At 66.2% G+C, this 21,795-nt stretch carries 23 protein-coding genes; 11 read left to right on the top strand and 12 right to left on the bottom strand.

Going from position 1 to position 21,795, the window contains the following annotated elements; translation table 11 throughout:
• Nucleotides 1-7: 7 nt before the first annotated feature.
• Entirely contained in the window at nt 8-1,033 is a 1,026-nt protein-coding gene (gene dapD, locus ACN9M4_RS13835) for a 2,3,4,5-tetrahydropyridine-2,6-dicarboxylate N-succinyltransferase (RefSeq protein ID WP_426298802.1), read from the bottom strand.
• Nucleotides 1,034-1,118: 85 nt separating this feature from the next.
• On the opposite strand from dapD, the gene dapE reads away from it, so the two are divergent.
• Nucleotides 1,119-2,240, top strand: coding sequence for a succinyl-diaminopimelate desuccinylase (gene dapE / locus ACN9M4_RS13830; RefSeq protein ID WP_426298800.1), 1,122 nt, complete (start codon nt 1,119-1,121; stop codon nt 2,238-2,240).
• Between the two features lie 74 nt (nt 2,241-2,314).
• Here the strand turns inward: dapE and ACN9M4_RS13825 are convergent, their stop codons facing one another.
• From ACN9M4_RS13825 to ACN9M4_RS13810, 4 genes are all read right to left on the bottom strand, one after another.
• A complete protein-coding gene (locus ACN9M4_RS13825; RefSeq protein WP_426298798.1) occupies nt 2,315-3,187 on the bottom strand; it encodes an amino acid ABC transporter permease in 873 nt (290 codons plus the stop codon).
• A complete protein-coding gene (locus ACN9M4_RS13820; RefSeq protein WP_426298796.1) occupies nt 3,184-3,831 on the bottom strand; it encodes an amino acid ABC transporter permease in 648 nt (215 codons plus the stop codon). Before ACN9M4_RS13820 ends, ACN9M4_RS13825 begins: the two co-directional genes overlap by 4 nt.
• Nucleotides 3,832-3,901: 70 nt before the next feature.
• Nucleotides 3,902-4,801: a glutamate ABC transporter substrate-binding protein gene (locus ACN9M4_RS13815; protein ID WP_426298794.1), complete on the bottom strand. Its 900-nt coding sequence runs from the start codon at nt 4,799-4,801 to the stop codon at nt 3,902-3,904.
• A 70-nt stretch (nt 4,802-4,871) separates the two neighbouring features.
• Nucleotides 4,872-5,627, bottom strand: a complete 756-nt coding sequence (locus ACN9M4_RS13810) for an amino acid ABC transporter ATP-binding protein (RefSeq protein WP_426298792.1) — start codon at nt 5,625-5,627, stop codon at nt 4,872-4,874.
• A gap of 152 nt (nt 5,628-5,779) precedes the next feature.
• On the opposite strand from ACN9M4_RS13810, the gene ACN9M4_RS13805 reads away from it, so the two are divergent.
• From ACN9M4_RS13805 to ACN9M4_RS13790, 4 genes are all read left to right on the top strand, one after another.
• Nucleotides 5,780-6,634: a TIGR00730 family Rossman fold protein gene (locus tag ACN9M4_RS13805; RefSeq protein ID WP_426298790.1), complete on the top strand. Its 855-nt coding sequence runs from the start codon at nt 5,780-5,782 to the stop codon at nt 6,632-6,634.
• A gap of 21 nt (nt 6,635-6,655) precedes the next feature.
• Nucleotides 6,656-6,991 carry a DivIVA domain-containing protein gene (locus tag ACN9M4_RS13800; RefSeq protein WP_426298788.1) on the top strand — a complete coding sequence of 112 codons (336 nt, stop codon included), beginning with the start codon at nt 6,656-6,658 and terminating at the stop codon, nt 6,989-6,991.
• A 20-nt stretch (nt 6,992-7,011) separates the two neighbouring features.
• Nucleotides 7,012-8,244 carry a hypothetical protein gene (locus ACN9M4_RS13795; RefSeq protein ID WP_426303479.1) on the top strand — a complete coding sequence of 411 codons (1,233 nt, stop codon included), beginning with the start codon at nt 7,012-7,014 and terminating at the stop codon, nt 8,242-8,244.
• 230 nt (nt 8,245-8,474) lie between these two features.
• Nucleotides 8,475-8,642 (top strand): DUF3117 domain-containing protein, encoded by a 168-nt coding sequence (locus tag ACN9M4_RS13790; RefSeq protein WP_009357720.1) that lies wholly within the window; start codon nt 8,475-8,477, stop codon nt 8,640-8,642.
• Nucleotides 8,643-8,709: 67 nt separating this feature from the next.
• Here the strand turns inward: ACN9M4_RS13790 and ACN9M4_RS13785 are convergent, their stop codons facing one another.
• Nucleotides 8,710-9,342 carry an O-methyltransferase gene (locus tag ACN9M4_RS13785; RefSeq protein ID WP_426298786.1) on the bottom strand — a complete coding sequence of 211 codons (633 nt, stop codon included), beginning with the start codon at nt 9,340-9,342 and terminating at the stop codon, nt 8,710-8,712.
• 244 nt (nt 9,343-9,586) lie between these two features.
• Between ACN9M4_RS13785 and sigE the strand changes: the two genes are divergently transcribed.
• Genes sigE through ACN9M4_RS13770 form a run of 3 tightly spaced genes read left to right on the top strand, consistent with a single transcriptional unit; the run spans nt 9,587 to nt 11,565 of the window.
• Nucleotides 9,587-10,225: an RNA polymerase sigma factor SigE gene (gene sigE / locus ACN9M4_RS13780; protein ID WP_426298784.1), complete on the top strand. Its 639-nt coding sequence runs from the start codon at nt 9,587-9,589 to the stop codon at nt 10,223-10,225.
• A gap of 7 nt (nt 10,226-10,232) precedes the next feature.
• Nucleotides 10,233-11,141, top strand: a complete 909-nt coding sequence (locus tag ACN9M4_RS13775; RefSeq protein ID WP_426298782.1) for a hypothetical protein — start codon at nt 10,233-10,235, stop codon at nt 11,139-11,141.
• A 31-nt stretch (nt 11,142-11,172) separates the two neighbouring features.
• Nucleotides 11,173-11,565: a Sec-independent protein translocase TatB gene (locus ACN9M4_RS13770; RefSeq protein WP_426298780.1), complete on the top strand. Its 393-nt coding sequence runs from the start codon at nt 11,173-11,175 to the stop codon at nt 11,563-11,565.
• Nucleotides 11,566-11,594: 29 nt separating this feature from the next.
• Here ACN9M4_RS13770 and ACN9M4_RS13765 read toward each other — a convergent pair whose 3' ends face one another.
• Genes ACN9M4_RS13765 through ACN9M4_RS13755 form a run of 3 tightly spaced genes read right to left on the bottom strand, consistent with a single transcriptional unit; the run spans nt 11,595 to nt 14,717 of the window.
• Entirely contained in the window at nt 11,595-12,722 is a 1,128-nt protein-coding gene (locus ACN9M4_RS13765; RefSeq protein WP_426298778.1) for an Mrp/NBP35 family ATP-binding protein, read from the bottom strand.
• 5 nt (nt 12,723-12,727) lie between these two features.
• Nucleotides 12,728-13,453 carry a DUF1003 domain-containing protein gene (locus ACN9M4_RS13760; protein ID WP_426298776.1) on the bottom strand — a complete coding sequence of 242 codons (726 nt, stop codon included), beginning with the start codon at nt 13,451-13,453 and terminating at the stop codon, nt 12,728-12,730.
• A complete protein-coding gene (locus ACN9M4_RS13755; protein ID WP_115787945.1) occupies nt 13,434-14,717 on the bottom strand; it encodes a magnesium transporter in 1,284 nt (427 codons plus the stop codon). The genes ACN9M4_RS13760 and ACN9M4_RS13755 overlap by 20 nt, the downstream gene beginning before the upstream one ends.
• Before the next feature lie 76 nt (nt 14,718-14,793).
• Between ACN9M4_RS13755 and ACN9M4_RS13750 the strand changes: the two genes are divergently transcribed.
• On the top strand, nt 14,794-15,696 hold the full coding sequence (locus ACN9M4_RS13750) for a general stress protein (protein ID WP_426298774.1): 903 nt from the start codon (nt 14,794-14,796) through the stop codon (nt 15,694-15,696).
• Nucleotides 15,697-15,910: 214 nt separating this feature from the next.
• Here ACN9M4_RS13750 and ACN9M4_RS13745 read toward each other — a convergent pair whose 3' ends face one another.
• Entirely contained in the window at nt 15,911-17,482 is a 1,572-nt protein-coding gene (locus ACN9M4_RS13745) for an aminopeptidase P family protein (RefSeq protein ID WP_426298772.1), read from the bottom strand.
• 151 nt (nt 17,483-17,633) lie between these two features.
• Between ACN9M4_RS13745 and ACN9M4_RS13740 the strand changes: the two genes are divergently transcribed.
• The gene (locus ACN9M4_RS13740) at nt 17,634-18,482 is read left to right on the top strand and encodes a PHP domain-containing protein (protein ID WP_426298770.1); all 849 of its coding nucleotides are present in this window, start codon (nt 17,634-17,636) and stop codon (nt 18,480-18,482) included.
• Between the two features lie 103 nt (nt 18,483-18,585).
• Nucleotides 18,586-18,957, top strand: a complete 372-nt coding sequence (locus ACN9M4_RS13735; RefSeq protein ID WP_426298768.1) for a hypothetical protein — start codon at nt 18,586-18,588, stop codon at nt 18,955-18,957.
• Nucleotides 18,958-19,017: 60 nt separating this feature from the next.
• Here the strand turns inward: ACN9M4_RS13735 and ACN9M4_RS13730 are convergent, their stop codons facing one another.
• Complete coding sequence (locus ACN9M4_RS13730; RefSeq protein WP_426298766.1) at nt 19,018-19,902, bottom strand: DNA-methyltransferase; 885 nt, start codon at nt 19,900-19,902, stop codon at nt 19,018-19,020.
• Between the two features lie 8 nt (nt 19,903-19,910).
• On the bottom strand, nt 19,911-21,578 hold the full coding sequence (locus ACN9M4_RS13725; RefSeq protein ID WP_426298764.1) for a DEAD/DEAH box helicase: 1,668 nt from the start codon (nt 21,576-21,578) through the stop codon (nt 19,911-19,913).
• Nucleotides 21,579-21,795: the final 217 nt, after the last annotated feature.

Here is a 21,795-nt window from a genome sequence, read left to right as displayed (position 1 = left end):
GGTCCGGTCAGTTGGCGTGGAGTGCTTCGTTGAGTTCCACGGTCTGGCCCTTGCGGGGAAGCACCTCCACTTCGCCGGTGGTGGAGTTGCGGCGGAACAGCAGGTTCGGCATGCCGGACAGCTCAATGGCCTTGACGATGCTGGAGGTGTCCTCGCCGTTTTCGTCCTTCGGTCCGGGGACGCGGACGCGGGTGCCGGCGGTTACGTAGAGGCCGGCCTCCACCACGGAGTCGTCCCCGATGCTGATGCCCACGCCGGAGTTGGCGCCCAGGAGCACGCGTTCGCCCAGGGCAATCCGCTCCTTGCCGCCGCCGGACAGGGTACCCATGATCGAGGCGCCGCCGCCGACATCCGTGCCGTTACCGGCCACGACGCCCGCGGAGATGCGGCCTTCCACCATGGAGGTGCCGAGGGTGCCGGCGTTGAAGTTCACGAAGCCTTCGTGCATGACGGTGGTGCCGTCGGCGAGGTGGGCGCCCAGGCGGACCCGGTCGGCGTCGGCGATGCGGACACCGGCGGGCACAACGTAGTCCACCATGCGCGGGAACTTGTCGATGCCGTAGACCGTAACCGGACCGCGCTTGCGCAGGCGGGCGCGGGTCAGTTCGAAACCTTCGACGGCGGCGGGTCCGAAGTTGGTCCACACGACATTGGGAAGCTTGCCGAAAATGCCGTCGAGGTTGATGCTGTTCGGCTTGACCAGGCGGTGCGAGAGCAGGTGCAGGCGGAGGTAGGCGTCCACGGTGTCCGCAGGGGCTTCATCCAGGTTGATCTGGGCGAAGACCACTTTCTGCTGGGTGCCGCGGGCGGCGTCATCGCCGTCTGCAGCCAGTGCGGTCAGGGACTCGTCGGCGTTCTCGATCGAACGCAGGGACTCAGCTGCCACGCCCAGGGCGGGTTCCGGGAACCAGACATCCAGCACGGTGGCTTCACCGGCGGCATTGGTGGCGATGGTTGCCAGGCCGAAGCCGTAGGCGGCACGATCGGCAGCGGAGGTGTTGTCGGGAACGGCAGACGCGGCGGTTTCAGTCATGGCGTCAAGTCTAGCGAGCGTGGCTGGCCCGGCAGAAACCGTGAAACCGCCCGGGTGGTCGCATTTCTCCGGATAAAGTGGACGGGTGACCGTAGAATCCGTTCCTGTTCTTGACCTGCGACAAGACGTCGCTTTGCTCACCGCCGCGCTCATGGACATCAACAGCGTGTCCGGAAATGAAACCGCCCTGGCAGACGCCGTGGAGAACGGCCTCCGCGCCATCCCGGGGCTGCACATCGTCCGGGACGGTGACGCGATCGTCGCCCGCACCGAGTTCGGACGCTCCGAACGCGTCATCCTCGCCGGCCACCTGGATACCGTTCCGCTGCCCGTCACCGAAGGCGCCCGCGGCACCGTCCCGTCCAGCTGGGATTCCGGTGTGCCTGGCAGCGGCGTCCTGTACGGCCGCGGTGCCACCGACATGAAGGGCGGCGTGGCGGTGCAGCTGGCGCTGGCCGCGACGATGTTCGACGGCGGCGCGGAGCCGGCCAAGGACGTCAGCTTCGTGTTCTACGACCACGAGGAAGTGGAAGCCGAGAAGAGCGGGCTGGGCCGCTTGGTCCGTAATTACCCCGAATTGCTGCGCGGCGACTTCGCCATCCTCCTGGAACCCACGGACGGCACGGTGGAAGGCGGCTGCAACGGCACCATGCGTTTCGACGTCACCACGGTGGGCGAGGCAGCGCATTCGGCCCGTGCCTGGATGGGCCACAACGCCATCCACGACGCCGCCCCGATCCTGGCCAGGCTGGCCGCCTACGAGCCCCGGACCATCAACGTGGACGGCCTGGACTACCGCGAAAGCCTCAACGCGGTGAAGATCAACGGCGGCACCGCCGGCAACGTAATCCCGGACCGTTGCGTGGTGGAGATCAACTACCGCTTCGCCCCGGACAAGAACCCGGACCAGGCCGAAGCCCACGTCCGCGAACTCCTCGAAGGTTTCGACGTCGTCCGCACCGACGCGGCCGCCGGCGCCCGGCCCGGACTGAACCACCCCGCCGCCGCCTCCTTCGTGGCCGCCGTCGGCGCCGAGCCCAAGCCGAAATACGGCTGGACCGACGTCGCGCGCTTCAGTGAACTGGGCGTGCCGGCGGTGAACTTCGGCCCCGGCGACGCCTTGCTGGCCCACAAGGACAACGAACATGTCGATGCCGATGCCATCCGCGAGTGCTTCCGTGCGCTGCGGCTGTGGCTGGCTGACTGAGCGCGCCGCCTGCTACGACAACAGCTCCCCGCCACAACGATGGCGGGGAGCTGTTTTGTTTCTGGTGCGCAGCGTTACTGACTCTCGAGATTGACCTTCTCAGCGACGGCGACGGGTGCCGGCCCGCCTTTCGCCAGCTTCTTGCTGTGGCTGAGCTGCTTCTCCACGTACTTGGCAATAGCTGCGAGGATCAGGCAGAGGCCGACGTAGATTACGGCTGCCACGATTGCCGCGGGAACGATCGGCGAGCCGTACTGGGCCTGGGAGCCGAAGAACTTGGCCTGGAACAGCACTTCGTTGTAGGTCACGATGAAGCCAAGCGCGGTGTCCTTCAGGATCACCACGAGCTGCGAGATGATCACCGGAAGCATGGCACGGGAGGCCTGCGGGAACAGGATGTGAAGCATCACGCCCGACTTGCGGAGGCCGATCGCCACCCCGGCCTCGCGCTGGCCCTTGGGCAGCGATTCAATGCCGGCCCTGAAGACTTCAGCGAGGACGGAGCCGTTGTAGAGGGTCAGGCCGGCTACCACCGCGGTGAACGGGGTGATGCCTTGGATCCCGAGGGTGGGGAGGCCGTAGTAGATGATCATCATGAGGATCAGCAGGGGAACGGCCCGGAACAGTTCAACGAACCAGTAGCACGGGACCGAGACCCATTTGTGGTCCGAAAGCTTGCCCACCGCCAGGATGACGCCGACTGCGAGGCTCAGGACGGCCGCGGTGGCGAAGGCGCTGAGCGTGGCTCCGGTTGCCTGCAGGATCGTCTGCTGGACCAGGGGGAAGGTGAAGATCTGCCACTTTGCCGCGGTGAACTGGCCGGATTCCGCAAAGCGGATGATGACGAACGCCACCACTCCGACGACCAGCAGCGTTGCGAGGGCGCCGAGCCACAGGTAGCGGGTCTTCGCCTTGGGGCCCGGGGCATCAAAGAGTACCGAGGTCATCGCGCAACCCTCCACTTGTTTTCGAAGTAACGCTGGAGCAGTGAGAGCCCAGCCACCAGGATGATGAAGACCAGTGCGACCCACAGCAGCCCCACGAGGGCCGGCTCGCCGCGTTCGGAAAGGTTGGCGCGGATGGCACCGGCCTCGGCCACGGAGAAACCGGCCGCGACCGTGGTGTTCTTGAGCAGCGCGATCAAGACGCTGAAGAGCGGCGGGATCACTGACCGGAAAGCCTGGGGCAGCACCACCAGGCTGAGGGTCTGGCCGAAGGTGAGGCCGATGGCGCGGGCCGCTTCCGCCTGTCCCAGCGGCACGGTGTTGATGCCGGAACGCAGCGTCTCTGCAATGTAGGTGGCGGTGTACAGGCTCAGACCGATGATTGCAGCCGTGATGAAGTCAATAGGGGGCAAGCCGAGTTTCGGGTAGCCGAGGGCAAAGAAGAACAGCACCAGCGTCAGGGGGGTGTTGCGGATGACGTTGACGTACAGGGTGCCGGTGGCGCGGGCGGCGGGGATGGGGGAGACCCTCATTGCCCCGACGATGGTCCCGAGGATCAGGGCCGCAATCGCCGAAAAGAAGAAGAGAATCAGTGTGTTCTTGAACCCGGTGACAAACAGGTCCATGTTGTCGAACAGAGTACTCACGAGCTAATCGCTTTCGCTCAGGGGAGGAAACGGTGGCGTGGCCGCACGGCCACGCCACCGCCGTCGGATTCTAGTAGTTGTCTACGGCCGGCTGTTCAACCTTGGTGCCGGAGGTACCGAGGGTGGAGTCGTAGATCTTCTGCCAGGTGTCCTTGCCGTTCGTGAACATGTCGTTGATGAAGGTGCGCAGCGCCTTGTCGCCCTTCGTCAGGCCGACACCGTACTTCTCGGTGGTGAACGGTTCGCCGACCACCTTCAGGTTGTCGGGATCCTGGGCGGCGTAGCCGATGAGAATGGCCTGGTCGGTGGTGACGGCGTCAACCGTGCCGCTCTTGAGGGAGTCGACACACTGCGAGTAGGTCTCGAATTCCTGGGGAACGGCCTTGGGGAAGTTCGCCTTGATGTTCTGGATCGGCGTGGAGCCGGTGGCGGAGCAGACCTTCTTGCCGTCAAGGTCCTTCTCGCTGTTGATGGTGCTGTTGTCCTTCTTCACCAGGAGGCCCTGGCCGGTGATGAAGTACGGGCCGGCGAAATCGATCTGCTTCTTGCGCTTGTCCGTGATGGAGTAGGTGCCCACGTAGTAGTCGATGTCGCCGTTGGTGATGGCAGACTCACGGTTCGCGGACGGGATCGGCTTGAATTCGATCTTGTCCTTCGAGAAACCCAGGGACGCGGCGACCCACTTGGCGATTTCGATGTCGAAGCCGCTGTATTCGCCGGTGGCTGCGTCCTTGAAGCCCAGGCCGGGCTGGTCCTGCTTGACGCCGATCCGGATCTTGCCGTCGGACTTGATCTTGTCGAAGGTGGGGCTGCCGGTGAGTGAGACGTTCTCGGCAACCTTGTACGGAGCGGTGCCTTCGGAAGCCGTGCCGCCCGGCGTGCCGCCGCCACCGCAGGCGCTCAGGGTCAGGGCAAGGGCTGCACCGGCAGCGACCAGGAGGGATTTCCTCCGGGTGATGAGAGACTTCATGACATTCCTTTCATTGGGCCGGGGATGCGGCCTGGGTGCGAATGTGGAACGGATCAAGGTGTTGCTCGGACTAGTGGGTCAGCAGCTTGGAGAGGAAGTCCTTGGCCCGGTTGCTTTGCGGGTTGGTGAAGAATTCCTCGGGCGTGGCGTCCTCGACGATCTGGCCGTCGGCCATGAAGACCACCCGGTCCGCGGCCTTGCGGGCGAAGCCCATCTCGTGGGTGACCACGATCATGGTCATGCCTTCCTTGGCGAGCTGGACCATGACGTCCAGGACCTCGTTGATCATTTCGGGGTCCAGGGCCGAGGTCGGTTCGTCGAAGAGCATGACCTTGGGCTTCATGGCCAGGGCGCGGGCGATCGCGACGCGCTGCTGCTGGCCGCCGGAGAGCTGGGCGGGAAGCTTGGGGGCCTGGTGCCCGACGCCGACGCGTTCGAGCAGCTTCATGGCCTCCTTCTCCGCCTCGGCCTTGTTCATGCCCTTGACCTTGATGGGGCCGAGGGTGACGTTCTCCAGGATCGTCTTGTGTGCGAAGAGGTTGAAGGACTGGAAGACCATCCCGACGTCGGCCCGCAGGTGTGCCAGCTGCTTGCCTTCCTCCGGGAGGTGCTTGCCATCGATCGAGATGTCGCCGGCATCGATCGTTTCCAGCCGGTTGATGGCGCGGCACAGGGTGGACTTGCCCGACCCCGACGGACCGATGACCACCACCACCTCGCCCTTGCGGACCTGGAGGTTGATGTCTTTGAGGACGTGCAGCTGGCCGTAGTGCTTGTTGACACCGTTCAGTGAGACGAGCGCATCGCCGGACGCTTGAGTAGTCATAGGACGAATCTAGCGAAGAAATCTCCAAAGATGATCCGGATCACAGCAACTTTCCGCAGATCGTGACTGAACAGATACCTCTGCCCGGGCGTGCCGCAACACCCCCTTCCAGCGGGAACTTGCTGGGCAGGAAGACGTAATAGCCTTGGTCAATGAGCACCAGCCAGCCTTCAGGACAGACACCGCCTCCGGCCCGGGACGCGAACGGCAAACAGGGCGCCGTTGTGCCCGCACCGGCCTTCATCGCGGAAGCGCCTGCGAAACACAAAGGGCCGCTGGAGCTCCGCCGGAAACAGGCCGCGGCGCCGATGTCGGACCAGCGGCTGTTGGACACCCGCGGACCGGACCAGTTCATCCACACCGACCCCTGGCGCGTCCTGCGAATCCAGAGCGAGTTCGTTGAAGGGTTCGGGGCACTGGCTGAACTCGGACCGGCCGTCAGTGTCTTCGGCTCTGCCCGTACCAAGCCCGGCAGTTCCTTTTATGAGATGGGCGTGCAGGTGGGTCGCCACCTGGCTGAGGCAGGGGTCGCCGTGATCACCGGCGGGGGTCCGGGTTCCATGGAAGCGGCCAACAAGGGTGCGGTCGAGGGCAATGGAGTCTCGGTCGGCCTTGGCATCGAACTGCCGTTCGAGCAGGGCCTCAACCGTTGGGTGGACCTGGGAATCAACTTCCGGTACTTCTTCGCCCGCAAGACCATGTTCGTCAAGTACGCCCAGGGCTTCATCGTCCTGCCCGGCGGGCTCGGGACCCTCGATGAACTGTTCGAGGCAATGGTCCTCGTGCAGACCCGCAAGGTCACCTCCTTCCCGATCGTGCTGCTGGGCGTGGATTTCTGGAGCCCCATGATCGAATGGATCCGGGAGACGCTGGTGAAGGAGGGGATGGTGTCCGAAAAGGACCTGGACCTCATCCAGCTGGTGGACGACCCCGCCGACGCCGTACACCGCGTGTTGCACGGAATCCCGCGTCCGCCGTCGAGCAACGGCGACCAGCGGCCGGAGTAGTCCCGGCCAAGGTCTGGCACGATGGGGGTTGTGAGCTTCTTCCTGGTTTTCCTGGCGGTGGTGGTCGTGGGCGCCGCGGCGTTCCTGGCGACCGGCGCCTTGCGCGGCGGCGGGTCCGCCGTCGGGCTGGATGAAACCGTGCCCAACCTCCCGCCGGTACTGCTTCCGGAGAACGCAAGCCCGTCCGACGTCGACGCCGTGCGTTTCGCCCTTGCGCTGAGGGGTTACCGCATGGACCAGGTGGACCAGGTGCTCGATGATCTGCGCGAGCAACTTGCGGCTAAGGACGCCGAGATCAGCGGCCTCAAACGGTTCCTGGAGGCTGCCGGCTCCCATGACGGGGACACCGGGACGTGAGCCGCTCCTTCCGGACGGAACTGCCGGGAAGCGGCCTCCGGCGCGGTGGCGGCCTGCTGCGCCTGGCGGCGGTCTGGCCGTGGTGGCTCCAGGTGTCCCTCGTCTACCTCGCCGCCCGGATCGTCAGCGCCTGCATCTTCATGGCGGCGGCGCTGCACCAGGGAATCAACCCCTGGTATCCCCCCTCGCCGGGGTATTGGGATTTCATCAGTATCTGGGACGGTCATTGGTATGCGCAGGCCGCCCAAAACGGCTACCCGTCGGTGCTGCCGCTCAATGCTGATGGCTCGGTGGAGGAGAACACCTGGGCCTTCTACGCCTTGTTCCCTGCTTTGGGCCGGGGTTTGTCGATGCTCACCGGCCTCGGGATCCTGCCAGCCCTCACCATTGTCGCGATGCTGGCCGGGCTCGGTGCAGCCCTGGTGGTGTTCCTGCTCTTCAGGGAATTCGCGGACCGTGGTACGGCCCTGTGGGGCGTGGTGTTCTTCTCGACCTTCCCGGTTTCGGCGGTCCTGCAAGTGCCCTACGCCGAACCGCTGAACCTGCTGCTGCTGGCCGCCTCGCTCCTGCTGGTGGTGCGGCGCAGATACCTGGCCGCCATGCCCGTGGTTGTGCTCATGTGCCTTTCGCGGCCCACAGGCGTGCCCTTCGCGGCGATGGTGGGGCTTTTCCTGGCCTACCAATGCTGGCTGAAGTTTGTGCGTGGCCGGGCTGACGCTGCCGGCGGCAATGTGCCGGGAACGAAGGAACTGGCGGCTCTCGGGGCGCTGGCCGTCGTCAGCGCTGCCGGCGCGCTTGCCTGGCCGCTCCTGGCATGGGCGCGGACCGGGGACATCCGGGCCTACACCCGGACGGAGACCGCCTGGCGCGGCGATGACCTTGTGCCCTTCAAACCCTGGTTCGATACCGGCCAGACCTTGTTCGGTCCGGTGCTCGGCATCCTGGCGCCGTTCGTATTCGCAGGACTCTTTGCCTTGATGCTGATGAGCCCGCCGGCGCGCGCACTCGGCACTGAACTGCGCCTCTGGTGCGCCTGCTACATGGGCTACCTGCTGGTGTTCCTCCATCCGCAGACGAGCACTTTCCGGATGCTGCTTCCGCTGTTTCCACTGGCGCTGGGGGCAGCCCTGCTCTCGCGTTCCCGTGCCTACCGGGGAACCGTGACCGTGATGTTTATCCTCCTCCAGATCGTCTGGATCGTGTGGCTTTGGGCCTGGGCACAATTGCCTGGCGGCGGTGACTATCCGCCCTAGGATCCGCGTCGATCCGGGGCTCCACAGGGCCCATGCGGCACCTCCAGTAAATCCATTCGATTAGCTACGCACGGGTAATTACGGGATAATGGACACAAGCAAGGTCAGGGGGTGCCTCCGGGCACCCGGCGACGACGGCCCTTGGGTCGTAGCTGCCGAAGCTGCACTTGCCGCGCGGAGCCAGCCCGGCCGGGCTGGCAGATTTGGGACAACTGGAGGGGATTTTCCTAATGGCGGCTATGAAACCACGTACAGGCGACGGCCCTATGGAAGTAACCAAAGAGGGCCGCAGCCTGATCATGCGTGTGCCGCTCGAAGGCGGAGGACGGCTCGTTGTCGAGCTGAACGCAGCGGAAGCGGCGAACCTGAAGGAATGCCTGGTAGGCGTTACTGAATAGTTCTTACAGGGCAGGGCCCGGCGAGGAGCCGGGGCCCTGCTTTTTTGTTTGACGCTCGTTTGCGGCGCTACTTCTTCACGGCCACCAGCAGGCCGTCGCCCGTCGGCAGAATCGCCGAGGCGAGGCGCTCGTCGTCGCGGATTGCCTTGCCGACCTGCCGCAGGACAACCGTGGTGGCATCCCGCGCAGCGGGGTTGGAGACACGGTCCTTGTCGAGGGCGTCGTTGACCACTAGGGTGCCGCCCCGCTTCAGGAGCCGCACCGCCTGCTCGACGTAGACAGGGAAGTTCGCCTTGTCGGCGTCGATGAACACCAGGTCGTATGCCGAGTCAGTCAGCCGGGGGAGCACGTCCGCTGCCCGCCCGGAAATGGTGCGGGTGCGGTTCGCCGGGCTGCCGGACTCGAGGAAGGCCTCGCGCGCCGCTTTGAGGTGTTCGACGTCGGTATCGATGGTCGTCAGGACGCCCTGCGGACCGAGTCCGCGAAGCAGGCAGACTCCCGAGACGCCAGCCCCGGAGCCGACCTCCACCACGGTCTGGGCCTTCGAGGCCGCGGCCAGCACGGTCAGCACCGCGCCGACTCCCGCGCTGACTGCAGTCACTCCAAGTTCGAAGGAGCGTTCCCGGGCGCGGAGCAGCACCTCGTCCTCGGCAGGAAAGTCTTCTGCGTAGGACCAGCTGCTTGACTTGTCGGCACTCATGGGATTTCGCTTTCCGGGCAAAGGGGATTGTCCTCCCAAGCCTACTTGGTGCGGGGCCGCGGGACCGGCTCCACCGGGTACAACGCGACTGTGTCTGGTACCCGGGCGGGAAAATCAGCCCTGAGGAGAAAACCGGCCGCAGTCAGGAAACTCCCAGCGAATCCTGCGATGATATTTTTCCAGCCACCCGAGCGGTGGCGGCACCATAGCACCGGGTGACCACAGGGTGCGAGGGGAGCGGACGATGCCGGCAGAAATTGCTGCGCAATTCCGTACAACAGCCGCGGAAGCCACCGGCGCAGAACAGACAAGCGCGGAATGGGTCGCGCCCAGCTGGGAGGAAGTGGTGGAGAACCATTCCGCCAAGGTCTTCCGCCTTGCCTACCGCCTCACGGGAAACAAGTTCGACGCCGAAGACCTCACCCAGGAGGTCTTCGTCCGCGTGTTCCGTTCCCTGGAGAACTTCAAGCCGGGCACCTTGGACGGCTGGCTCCACCGCATCACCACGAACCTCTTCCTGGACCAGGCGAGGCGCAAGAGCCGGATCCGCTTCGACGCGCTGGCCGAGGACGCCGAATCACGCCTTCCCGGCCAGGAACCGGGGCCGGAGCAGAGCTTCGAACTGAACAACCTGGACCTCGACGTCCAGCGCGCCCTCGAGGAACTCCCGCCGGACTTCCGGGCCGCCGTCGTCCTCTGCGACCTTGAAGGCCTCTCCTACGATGAGGTCGCCGAGGCGCTGGGCGTCAAGCTTGGCACCGTCAGGTCGCGGATCCACCGCGGCCGCACCATGCTGCGCGAGAAGCTCGCGCACCGCGACCCTCGACCCGCCAAGGCCCGCGCGCCGCGGCTGAAGATGCCCCGGATCGCCGGACTGCATTGAGGTCGCCATGGGTTTGCTGAACGGGCGGCGGCCAGCGCCCGGGCGTGGCCTGCGGCACAAGCGGACACCGGAACACCTCAAAGGCTGTGCGCAATGCCAGTCCGAGGTGCTCCGCGAACGCCAGTACCTGGAGCGGTTGCGGAAGGCGAGCGTGCCCGAAGCCAGCCAGGAACTTACGGCACGGCTAATTGAACAGACTCGCAGGATTGCCGAATCAGGCGATGCCGGCATGGGGCGGGCCCCCAGCACGCGCCGCACCGTCCTCGTTTTCAGGGCGGCAGGGATTGCTGCCGGAGGATTGCTGGTCAGTGCCGGGGCGCTCGCCGCTGCAGCCTACGTGGTGGCCGGTGACGTGCGTCCTGAGGCGGCCGGCGCGGCGGATCGTGAAGTGCGCAGCCTGGTGGGTGCGTCCCTGGCCGGCAACCTTTCCCTCGAACCCACCGTCCCCGGGAACGTCCCCGGAGATGCCACGGTGAAGGACGGCAGCGTGGCCCTGAGCGCCGCTCAACTGGCCGAACTGCGCAACAAGGGCTGGGCATGTCCGGAACTCTCCGGCATGGGTTTCCGGGTGGTGTCCGCAAGGGCCACCATGCAGGACGGCCGTCCCGCCGTCGAGCTGGAACTGACCGACGGCACGCATCACGCAACTGTTGTTGAACAGCATTTCCAGGGAAACACGGCCTCCGGCGCCAGGCTCTCAGTCAGCCACGGAACCCGCTGGGAGGCTGTCTACCGCTCTCCGGCGGCCCTGCTGAGCTATGCCTCCGACCTGCCCGCGGAGAAGGCTGACGACGCCGTCCCGGAGCTCGTGCGTGCGGGTGATTCCATGCTTCCTCCTGCCGCCGGAACTCCGGACAACTGGCAGGACAGGGTCCGGCGCGGACTTCGCACCCTGGCCAACCTCGCTGGTTTCTGAGCAAGGCAACGGACAGGGTAATCTTCGTAGCGTGTTTGGAATCAATGGCCCGGAGTTTCTGCTCCTGCTGATCATCGGTGTTCTGGTGATCGGTCCCAGCCGCTTGCCCGAATACACCCAGAAACTGGCAAATCTGGTCAAGGAAGTGCGCCGCATGGCTTCGGGCGCCCGGGAGCAGATCAAGGAAGAAGTCGGCATCGACATCGACGAGGTCGACTGGAAGAAGTACGACCCGCGCCAGTACGACCCGCGCCGCATCATCAAGGAAGCGCTGCTCGACGACGACACGAAGCCGGTCAGCGCGGGCGCACCTGCCGCAGCGGTTGCCGCCGTCGCGGCCGAACCGGCTCCGCAGCAGCCCGCCCGGGTGGTGGAGCGGCTCGCCGAGGGCGAAGCCGCCCCCTTCGACAGCGAAGCCACCTAGCCCCGGATTTCAAACGAGGGGAAGCCCGCCTAGCGCGGCTGGATTCCCAGCGGCATCCCCGCCAGTCCCCGCGGCCTGGCCTGGATCCTGCCGGCAATGTCCTGCAGCGCCTGGGCCGCGGCCGTCTCCGGCGCCGCCAACACCACGGGCCGTCCCGCGTCCCCGCCTTCGCGGAGCCGGATGTCCAGCGGGATCTGGCCCAGCAGCGGAACGTCGCTTTCAACCACTGCTCCGAGCCGCTTCGCGAGGAGCTCCCCGCCGCCGCTTCCGAACAGTTCCATCCGGCCGCCGTCGGGCATTTCCAGGAACGACATGTTCTCCACGACGCCGGCCACCTTCTGGCCCGTCTGGGCAGCGATGGTGCCCGCACGCTCGGCGACTTCCGCGGCGGCCGCCTGGGGGGTGGTGACCACCAGGATTTCTGCGCCGGGCAGCAGCTGGGCGACGGAGATCGCGATGTCCCCGGTGCCGGGCGGAAGGTCCAGGAACAGGACGTCCAGATCGCCGAAGTACACGTCGGTGAGGAACTGCTCAAGCGCCCGGTGCAGCATGGGGCCCCGCCAGGCGACCGGCTTGTTCCCTTCGACGAACATGCCGATGGAGATCACCTTCACCCCGAAGGCCACAGGGGGCAGGATCATGTCGTCCACGCGGGTGGGCGGCTGGGTGATGCCCATGAGCGCGGGCACGGAGAATCCGTGGACGTCGGCGTCGACGATGCCCACCCGCAGGCCGCGTTCCGCCAGGGCGCAGGCAAGGTTGACCGTCACCGAGGACTTCCCCACACCGCCCTTGCCGCTCGCGACGGCGTAGACCTTCGTGAGGGAACCGGGCTGGTTGAACGGGATGCCGCGTTGCCCGCCGGGGCCGCGGAGCCGCTCCTTGAGGGCGTCGCGCTGGGCTTGGTCCATGACCTTCAGTTCCACGTCCACGCCGGTGACGCCGGGGACGCGCGAAAGTGCTGCCGTGGCGTCGGCGGTGATGGTGTCCCGAAGCGGGCAGCCGGCGATGGTCAGCAGCACGGCCACGTGGACAGTGCCGGAGGCATCCGCGCGGACCGACTCCAGCATTCCGAGCTCGGTGATGGGCCGGCGGAGCTCGGGGTCGATGACAGTTGCCAGGGCGGCGTCGAGTGCCTCTTGGGACGGTGTGCTCATGTGTTTCAGTGCCGGCTTTCGGGCTGGTTCCCGCCAGGCAGTTGCCCGGTGGAGTGCTGGGGGCGGACCTTGGGGATCTGCTGGGTGCGCGGGTTCCGTTGCTTGTCCCGCTTCTCCCTCAGCTTTTCCTTGACCTTTTCGCGGGGACTTTCGCCCTCGCCGCTGTCCGCCGTCTCATGGGCACGGAGCTCCTCCTGCGCCTCCAGCAGGTCCTCCAGCATGGAGCGCAGTTCCGCGCGGACGTAGTCGCGGGTGGCGACCTCGCGCAGCGTGATGCGCAGGGAAGCCAGTTCCCGCGTCAGGTATTCAGTGTCGGCCAGGTTGCGTGCGGCTTGCTGGCGGTCCTGCTGCAGCGAGACCCGGTCGCGGTCATCCTGCCGGTTCTGGGCGAGCAGCAGCAGGGGAGCGGCATAGGAAGCCTGGAGGGACAGCATAAGAGTCAGGAGCGTGAAACCCAGATCCATGCGGTCGAACTGCCACTCCTGCGGGGCGAAGCTGTTCCAGCCCAACCAGAAGAGACAGAAGACAGTCATGTAGACCAGGAACTGCGGCGTGCCCATGAAGCGGGCGAAGCCTTCCGTGGCGTTGCCGAAGGCGTCCGGGTTCGGGCGGAACGTAGGCAGGATCCGTTTGCGGCCGCTCAGGGGAGTGTCGAGGCCTCCGAACGAGGGCAGCTTGCCGCTGCGGGAACCGGGCTTGGGCGGGGTGTTGTCAGCCAATCCGGCCTCCAAGCTTCTTCACAGGGGCGTCATCCTCATGGGCGCGCCAGTCATCGGGCAACAGGTGATCCAGCACGTCATCAACAGTCACCGCCCCCACCAGGCGGCCGGCGTCGTCAACGACCGGAAGGGAATTGAGGTCATAGGTGGCCAGGGTCCGGGCGACCTCGCTGATATGCGCGTGGTCTGACAGCGGCTCCAGGTTCTTGTCCACCAGGTTGCCGAGCGGTTCCGGCGGCGGGAAGCGCAGCAGCTGTTGGATATGCACGACGCCGAGGAAGCGGCCCGTGGGCGTCTCCAAGGGAGGGCGGGTGATGAAGATCGAGGAAGCCAAGGCGGGGGAGAGTTCTTCGCGGCGGACGTGGGCGAGGGCCTCGGCCACTGTTGCTTCGGGCGGCAGGATCACCGGCACGGGGGTCATGAGGCCGCCGGCGGTGTCCTCGTCGTATTCGAGCAGGCGCCGGACGTCCTCGGCCTCGTCCGGTTCCATGAGCTGGAGCAGTTCCTCCGCCTGGGCGGTGGGGAGCTCGGCGAGGAGGTCGGCGGCGTCGTCCGGATCCATTTCTTCCAGCACGTCGGCGGCGCGTTCGACGTCGAGGGCGGAAAGGATCTCCACCTGGTCGTCCTCCGGGAGTTCCTGGAGGACGTCGGCGAGGCGTTCGTCCTGGAGTTCGCTGGCGACCTCAAGGCGGCGCTTGTCGCTCATCTCCTGCAGGGCCTCGGCGAAGTCGGCCGGCTTGAGGTCCTCGTGCGTTGCCACGAACTGGGTGGCGGCCTGCGGTTCGGTGCGGGCACCCTGCTGGGCATCCGCCCAGTCGATGATCATGGTCTCGTTGCGGCGCAACCGGCTGAGCGGGGAAAGCGAGTGGCCCCGGCGGACAAACAGCTTGCTGACGAACCAGTCCTTGGAACGGTGCTGGTCCATGGCGATGTCTTCGATGGTGGCGTCCCCGCTGCCGTCTGCGAGGGTGACGCGGCGGTCGAACATTTCGGCGACCACAAGGGTTTCGGCGCCGCGCTGTTCAAAGCGGCGCAGGTTCACCAGGCCCGTGCAGATGATCTGGGTCTGGTCGATGGAGGTGATCCTGGTCATCGGCACGAAGACCCGTTTCTTCCCCGGAACCTCGACGACGATGCCCACTACGTGCGGTGCGCCGCGGGTCCCGCGGGAGAGCACGACGACATCGCGCAAGCGGCCAAGACGATCGCCCAGGGGGTCGAAAACATCGAGGCCGAGCAGGCGCGCGACAAAGACGCGGGAAGGTTGTGTGCTCACCTTTACAGGCTACCGAGTCTGCTCTCTTTTAGCTGAATTTCAGCCGACGCACATGTGCATGCGACAGAATGGGGCTATGGCAAACATTTTCGGTGCACCCAAGGCCACGGAGGAGTCCCGGAGCGTCCCCCAGGGCGACACCGTTGGCTCCTACACCTCGTACCTTGATGCCCAAAAGGCGGTGGACTACCTGGCGGACCAGCAGTTCCCTGTCCAGCATGTCTCCATTGTGGGAAACGACCTCAAGATGGTGGAACGGGTGACCGGACGGCTGAGCTACCCCCGGGTGGCGTTGTCCGGTGCCTTGAGCGGCATGTGGTTCGGCCTGTTCGTGGGCGTCATGCTTTCCTTCTTCTCTCCGACCGGCGGGGCGTTCTCCATCATCACCTCGGTGCTGATGGGTGCAGCGTTCTTCATGTTGTTCGGGATCGTCACCTATGCCATGCAGCGCGGCAAGCGCGACTTCACCTCCACCAGCCAGGTGGTTGCCAGCAACTACGACGTCATCGTGGCCTACGAAGCGGCACAGGAAGCCCGCCGCCTGCTCCACCAGCTGCCGATGAATCCGGCCCAGGCCGCAGGTGCTCCGCAGCCCTACAGCCACCAGGGCCAGCAGGCTCCGCCCCAGCAACAGCCGTACCAGCCGCCCTACCAGGAGCCGGGGCAGGCACCGGAACGCCCTGCCGCATGGCGCGACCCTTATGGGCAGCGAACCCAGGAGGGCGGCGACGCCGCGCAGGCCGGAACGCCGGCGGCACAGCCCGCCGCCGCGGCTGCACAGCCCCCGGCGGCAGCCCCCGCGCCCGGCTCGGCGCATTACCGGGACCTTCCGGACGGGCGGCCGCAGTATGGCATCCGCGTGGAACCCGGCGAGGCTCCCGCAGCGCTTGCGCATCCGGAAGCCGCCCAGCCGGGCGGCGCCGGCCACGAAGACGGCAGCCAGGACGCCGAAGGCGAGGACGCGCACCGGCAGCAGTAGCCGCCGTCGGGCATCCAACTGCCAGGGACAACGAAAGGGGCGGGCCACCGGAAGGACTTCCGGTGGCCCGCCCCTTTGGCGTCCGTCCACACCCGATCCCAGGTGGACATGTCCACCCGATCCCAGGTGGACATGTCCCCTGTCGGCAGCAGGGAATGGACATATGGGTGTTATGTCCATTCCCGTGACGGGGAGACGGACATGTCCGTCCGGACTACTCGGCGTCCTGGTAGATGCCCGCCATCCAGGCTTCGACGTCCTCTGCCTTGCGCGGCAGGGCTGCGCTCAGGTTGACCGGGCCGTCGGCCGTCATGAGGATGTCGTCCTCGATCCGTACGCCGATGCCGCGGTACTCCGCCGGAATGGCGAGGTCTTCGTTCTTGAAGTACAGGCCGGGTTCGATGGTGAACACCATGCCTTCGGTGAGGATGCCGTCAAGGTACAGTTCGCGCTTGGCCTGCGCGCAGTCGTGGACGTCCAGGCCCAGGTGGTGGCTGGTACCGTGCGGCATCCAGCGGCGGTGCTGCTGGCCCTCGGGGCTGATGGCCTCCTCCACGGAGACCGGTAGCAGGCCCCACTCGGCCAGGCGCTCGGCCAGGACCTTGGTGGCCGCGGCGTGGATGTCACGGAACTTCGCGCCCGGCTGCGCGGCGGCGAAACCGGCGTCGGCGGCGTCCAGCACGGCCTCGTAGACCTTGCGCTGAACATCGGAGAAAGTGCCGTTGGCGGGAAGGGTGCGGGTGACGTCCGCGGTGTACAGCGACTCGGCCTCGACGCCCGCGTCCAGCAGCAGCAGTTCGCCGGCGTTGACCTTGCCGTTGTTGCGGGTCCAGTGCAGGACAGTGGCGTTGTTGCCGGAGGCCGCGATGGTGTCGTAGCCGAGCTCGTTGCCCTCTTCGCGGGCGCGGGCGAAGAAGGCGCCTTCGACGACGCGCTCCCCGCGCTCGTGCGTCAGTGCGCGCGGCAGGGCGCGGACGACGTCGGCGAAGCCGGCCACCGTGGCGGCCACGGCAGTCTTCATCTGCTCGATTTCCCACTCGTCCTTGAGCAGGCGCAGCTCGGAGAGGGCCTCGCTGAGGAGTTCGTCCAGGGCGTCCAGCTCCGCGAGGTCCAGGTTTTCCGGGTCCTTGGCCGTGTTGTAGCGGGCCGTGTCCACGAGTGCGTCAATGTTGTCGTCGACCTTGCGGACCAGGCGGATGGAGATTCCGCCGATTTCCGGGGCGCCCACGTTCTTGGTGATGGCAACCTCGAGCTCGTCGATGTGTGCCGTCGGCAGGCGCAGCCGCGCTTCGAATTCGGCGAGCGTGGGGCGGGCGCCGATCCAGAATTCCCCGGAGCGGGCATCGGCGTAGAACTGTTCGGTGTCCCGGCCGGCAAGCGGGCGGAAGTAGAGGGCCGCGCGGTGGTTGCCGCCGTCGTCGCCGCTACCTTCCTCGACGGGTTCCAGGATGAGCACAGCGTCGGGCTCGTGGTCCAGGCCGAGGCCGGTCAGGTGGGCGAAGGCCGAATGCGGGCGGAAGCGGTAGTCGGTGTCGTTGGAACGGACCTTCAGGGGGCCGGCCGGAATGACGAGCCGTTCGCCTGCGAACTTCTCGGAGATTGCCCGACGGCGGGCGGCAGCATGGTCTGCAACGGCATCGCGCGCAGGGGTCACCTGCGCGGCGGGTGCCCAATTGCTGGCCATGAAGGCCTTGAAGGCATCGGATGTGGGGCGCTGGGACCGGTTGTTGACGCGGTCTTCCAAGGGCTGCTCAGCTGAATTTTGGGTGTTTTCTGCATCGTTCACGCTCCCATGTTCCCATCTGCCCACGGCGCGGGCCAACGCGACGGTCCGGGCCCGGAGCGGGACGTGCAGGCCCTTGCAAGGGCCCACGCCGCCGAGGGGCCCAAACCGAGCGCAGCGAGGTTTGGGAGGCGGTGGGGATTAGGCTGGGAAAGTGAAGATCGACCTGCACACCCACTCCAACGTTTCGGACGGAACCGAGACCCCGGGCGAGCTGATCCGCTCAGCCGCGGCGGCCGGATTGGACGTGGTGGCGCTGACCGATCACGACTCCACCGATGGCTGGGCACAGGCCTCCGTGGCGGCCCTGGAACACGGCGTGGCCTTGGTTCCCGGCATGGAGATCTCCTGCCGCACCGCGGAGGGAATCAGCGTCCACCTGCTGAGTTACCTCCACGACCCCGCGCATCCCGGCCTCCTGGAGGAAATCACCAAATCCAAGGACGCCCGGCTGACCCGTGCCCAGCGCATGGTCAGCCTGCTGGCGGAGGACTACCCGCTGAGCTGGGACGACGTCATCCACCATGTGGCCCCGGGTGCGACGGTGGGCCGGCCGCACATCGCCGATGCGTTGGTGGCGGCGGGCGCGGTCGCCGACCGCACGGAAGCCTTCAGTGCAATCCTCAGCTCCCGCTCGCGCTACTTCGTACAGCACTACGCGCCGGAGCCGGCGTTCGCCGTCGAACTCGTCCGGGCCGCAGGAGGGGTGCCGGTGTTCGCTCATCCTGTGGCGTCCGCGCGCGGCCGGGTGGTGGGGGAGCGCACCTACCACGAAATGGCCGACGCCGGCCTGCTGGGCCTGGAGGTCGAGCACCGGGACAACCCGGAAGAAGGCAGGGCGTTCCTGCGCCGTTTCGCCTCGGAGAACGGGCTGTTCATGACCGGTTCCTCCGACTACCACGGCAAGGGCAAGGTGAACGTGCTGGGGGAAAACGTCACCAGCCCGGAGGTGCTGGCACAAATCGAGGAATTGGGCACGGGCTGCCGCGTGGTGCGGCCCTGAAATGCCTTGACTTGGGGTCGCGCCCGAGTAGTGTTTCCGATGCTGGGGAGCGGCCATCGGCCGAGGCTGGACACTGTTGGTCTCTGCACCCAGAGGAGTCATTGTGATCAGGAAAATCATTGCTGTCGGCGCAGCATTCTTCGCGTTGATGTTCATCGCCCCGGCAGCACAGGCACTGCACTGTGAAAATGCCAGCAGGCCCGTGGATACCTCCCACGCCACGGCGGTGCAAACCGATATCGGCACCGTCTATGTGCAGGGAAACTGGGTGGTGCTTCCCTTTGAGCCCGATGTGTGGATCTTTGTTCCGCCGGGATCGTTGACGCTCATCGGCGTGACGGACCATGTCACTCCGGCCGGCCAGCAGGGGAACTACATGAACGGTGACGCCGTCGCACTGTTGGCGAACAGGTGCGCCAACGTCGTAGTGGACAACCGCCAAACCGAGCACGGCATCCAGGTGGCGTGCCTCTGACGGTGTGAACTGCTGTAATCAGGGGAACCGCGGGTTGGCGTGATCAGCGGGTTGGTGTGATCAGACTGCGGCTTCGTCGGCCGCTTGCTCCACGAACTCGGCCTTGCCGTCCAAGCGCTTGCGCATGATGTCGATTGCGGGGGCGTTCTGGTCCACGCAGACGAACCTGCGGCCAAGCTTCCCGGCGACCGCACCGAGCGTCCCGGACCCTGCGAAGAAGTCAAGGCACCAGTCCCCGGGCCGGCTTGAGGCCGAAACGATCCGGCGCACCAGCCCTTCGGGCTTCTGCGTCGGGTAACCGGTCTTCTCCTTGCCGGTCGGGGACACGATGGTGTGCCACCAGACGTCCGTGGGCAGCTTGCCTTTTTTCCGCTTGGCCTCTGTGACCAGGCCGGGAGCCATATAGGGCTCCCGGTCCACTTCGTCGTTGTCGAAATGGTACTTCGCCGGGTTCTTCACGTAGACAAGGATGTTGTCGTGCTTCGTGGGCCAGCGGTTCCTTGCCCGTGCCCCGTAGTCGTAGGCCCAGATGATCTCGTTGAGGAAGCATTCCCGGCCGAAGATCGCATCGAGCATCACCTTGGCGTAGTGCACCTCGCGGTAGTCCAGGTGCAGGTACAGGGTGCCGTCCTCGGACAGCAGCCGCCAGGCCTCGAGCAGCCGGGGCTCCAGGAAAGACCAGTAGTCGCTGAAGGCGTCGTCGTAGCTGTGCAGGGCGCCCTTGATGGTGTCGTAGGACCGGCCCTTGAAGCCAAGCCGGTCGCCTTCGCCGTCGGCGTTGCGGACCATCCGGGTTTCCTGGCGGCGCTGCACCCTGCCCGTGTTGAAGGGCGGATCGACGTAGATCAGTGTGAAGGCGCCGTCCGGCAGCGTGGGGAGGAACGCGGCGTTGTCCGCATGCACCACCAGGTTGCTGCCGTCCGGCGCCCAAACAGTGTCAGTCATTGAGGCGTTTATGCCTCGGCGTTCTCAGCGGCGGAGGAGACAACCTCGCCGTTGCGGCGGCGGGTGCGGGCACGGCGGGTGCGCGCCGGCTTCTCGCCGGTGCCTTCACCGGACTGCGGGGCATCGGCCGAGGCGGCGGAACGGACTGCGCCCTCCGACGGTGCTGCCTCACCTTCGCTGCGGCGGCGACGGGTACGGGTACGGCCGCCGTCACTGTCCTTGGACGCGGAGCCGCCGGAACCGCCCTGGCGGCGTCCGCCGTCGGACTTTCCGCCACGGCCGCCGGAACGGGAGTTCTTCTTGCCGGTCTCGCCAAGATCCTCCAGGACCTCGGCGTCGACGCCGGCCAGCACCCGCTTGTCGCGCGGCAGGCGGCCCTTGGTGCCCTCCGGGATGTCCAGGTCGGTGTACAGGTGCGGCGAGGAGGAATAAGTCTCCACCGGCTCAGGCACGTTCAGGCCCAGGGCCTTGTTGATGAGGGCCCACCGCGGAACGTCGTCCCAATCGACGAAGGTGACGGCGGTGCCCTTGTTGCCGGCCCGGCCGGTACGGCCGACGCGGTGCAGGTAGATCTTTTCGTCTTCCACGCACTGGTAGTTGATGACGTGCGTGACATCTTCGACGTCGATGCCGCGGGCGGCGACGTCAGTGGCCACCAGGACGTCCACCTTGTTGTTGCGGAAGGCACGCAGGGCCTGCTCGCGGGCGCCCTGTCCGAGGTCGCCGTGGATGGCGGCGGCTGCGAAACCGCGGTCCACCAGTTCCTCGGCCACCTTCGCGGCGGTGCGCTTGGTCTTCGTGAAGATGATGGTGCGTCCGCGGCCCTTCGACTGCAGGATGCGGGAGACGACCTCGGTCTTATCCATGCTGTGCGCACGGTAGATGAGCTGGCGGATATCGCGCTTGGTCAGCCCCTCGTCATTGGGGTCGGCGGCGCGGATGTGGGTGGGCTGCGTCATGTAGCGGCGGGCCATCGCGATGACCGGGCCGGGCATGGTGGCGGAGAACAGCAGCGTCTGGCGTACCGCCGGGGTGCCTGCGATCAGGGTCTCGACGTCGGGCAGGAAGCCGAGGTCCAGCATCTCGTCGGCCTCGTCGAGGACAACGATCTTGACGTTCTTCAGGCTCAGGTGCTTTTGCTTGTAGAGGTCTATCAGGCGCCCCGGGGTGCCGACAACGAGCTCGACGCCCTTCTGCAGGGCCTCGATCTGCGGTTCGTAGGCGCGGCCGCCGTAGATGGTGGCAATGCGTGCGTTGCGCTTGCGGGACGCGGTCTGGAGGTCGTTGGCCACCTGCACCGCGAGCTCCCGGGTGGGAACGATCACGAGTGCCTGCGGGGCACCCGGGACGGCGAGCTTTTCGTAGCCGGGGTCGTCCTGGCCGACGACGCGCTGCAGGGCCGGGATGCCGAAGCCGAGGGTCTTTCCGGTGCCGGTCTTGGCCTGGCCGATGATGTCATGGCCGCCCAAGGCGACCGGAAGGGTCATGGCCTGGATAGGGAAGGGGTGGGTGATGCCGGCGTCGGCCAGCGATTCCACGATGTCGGCACGGACGTTGAAGTCGGCGAAGGATTTCTCTTCGATCTCGTGGGGCGTTTCGTCCGAGGTGATGGTTTCCTCGGGTTCGATCGATTCGTTGCCGTCACTTAGGACTTCATGGGTGTGCAATTCACTCACAGGGGAGTTTCCTTATTCATTTGGGCTGCGCTGTGTGCTCGACGGTTCCGGCGGAGCCGTTCCGGAGCACGGAGGGGCGCAAGCAGGTCCAGTGGAAGCCGATCGCGGGCTATCTGAATACTGGCACTGGTGACCAGCGGGCAAATCTCAAGATCGCGTAGGTGCGGGCTTGTTGAGTCAAAAAGGAAATGAATCAACGACCGGGCATCCATTACTA

The sequence above is a fragment of the Arthrobacter sp. R-11 genome (assembly GCF_049913155.1).
In the GTDB taxonomy this organism is placed as follows: Bacteria; Actinomycetota; Actinomycetes; order Actinomycetales; family Micrococcaceae; genus Arthrobacter.
This window is presented reverse-complemented; position numbering and strand designations above follow the sequence as displayed.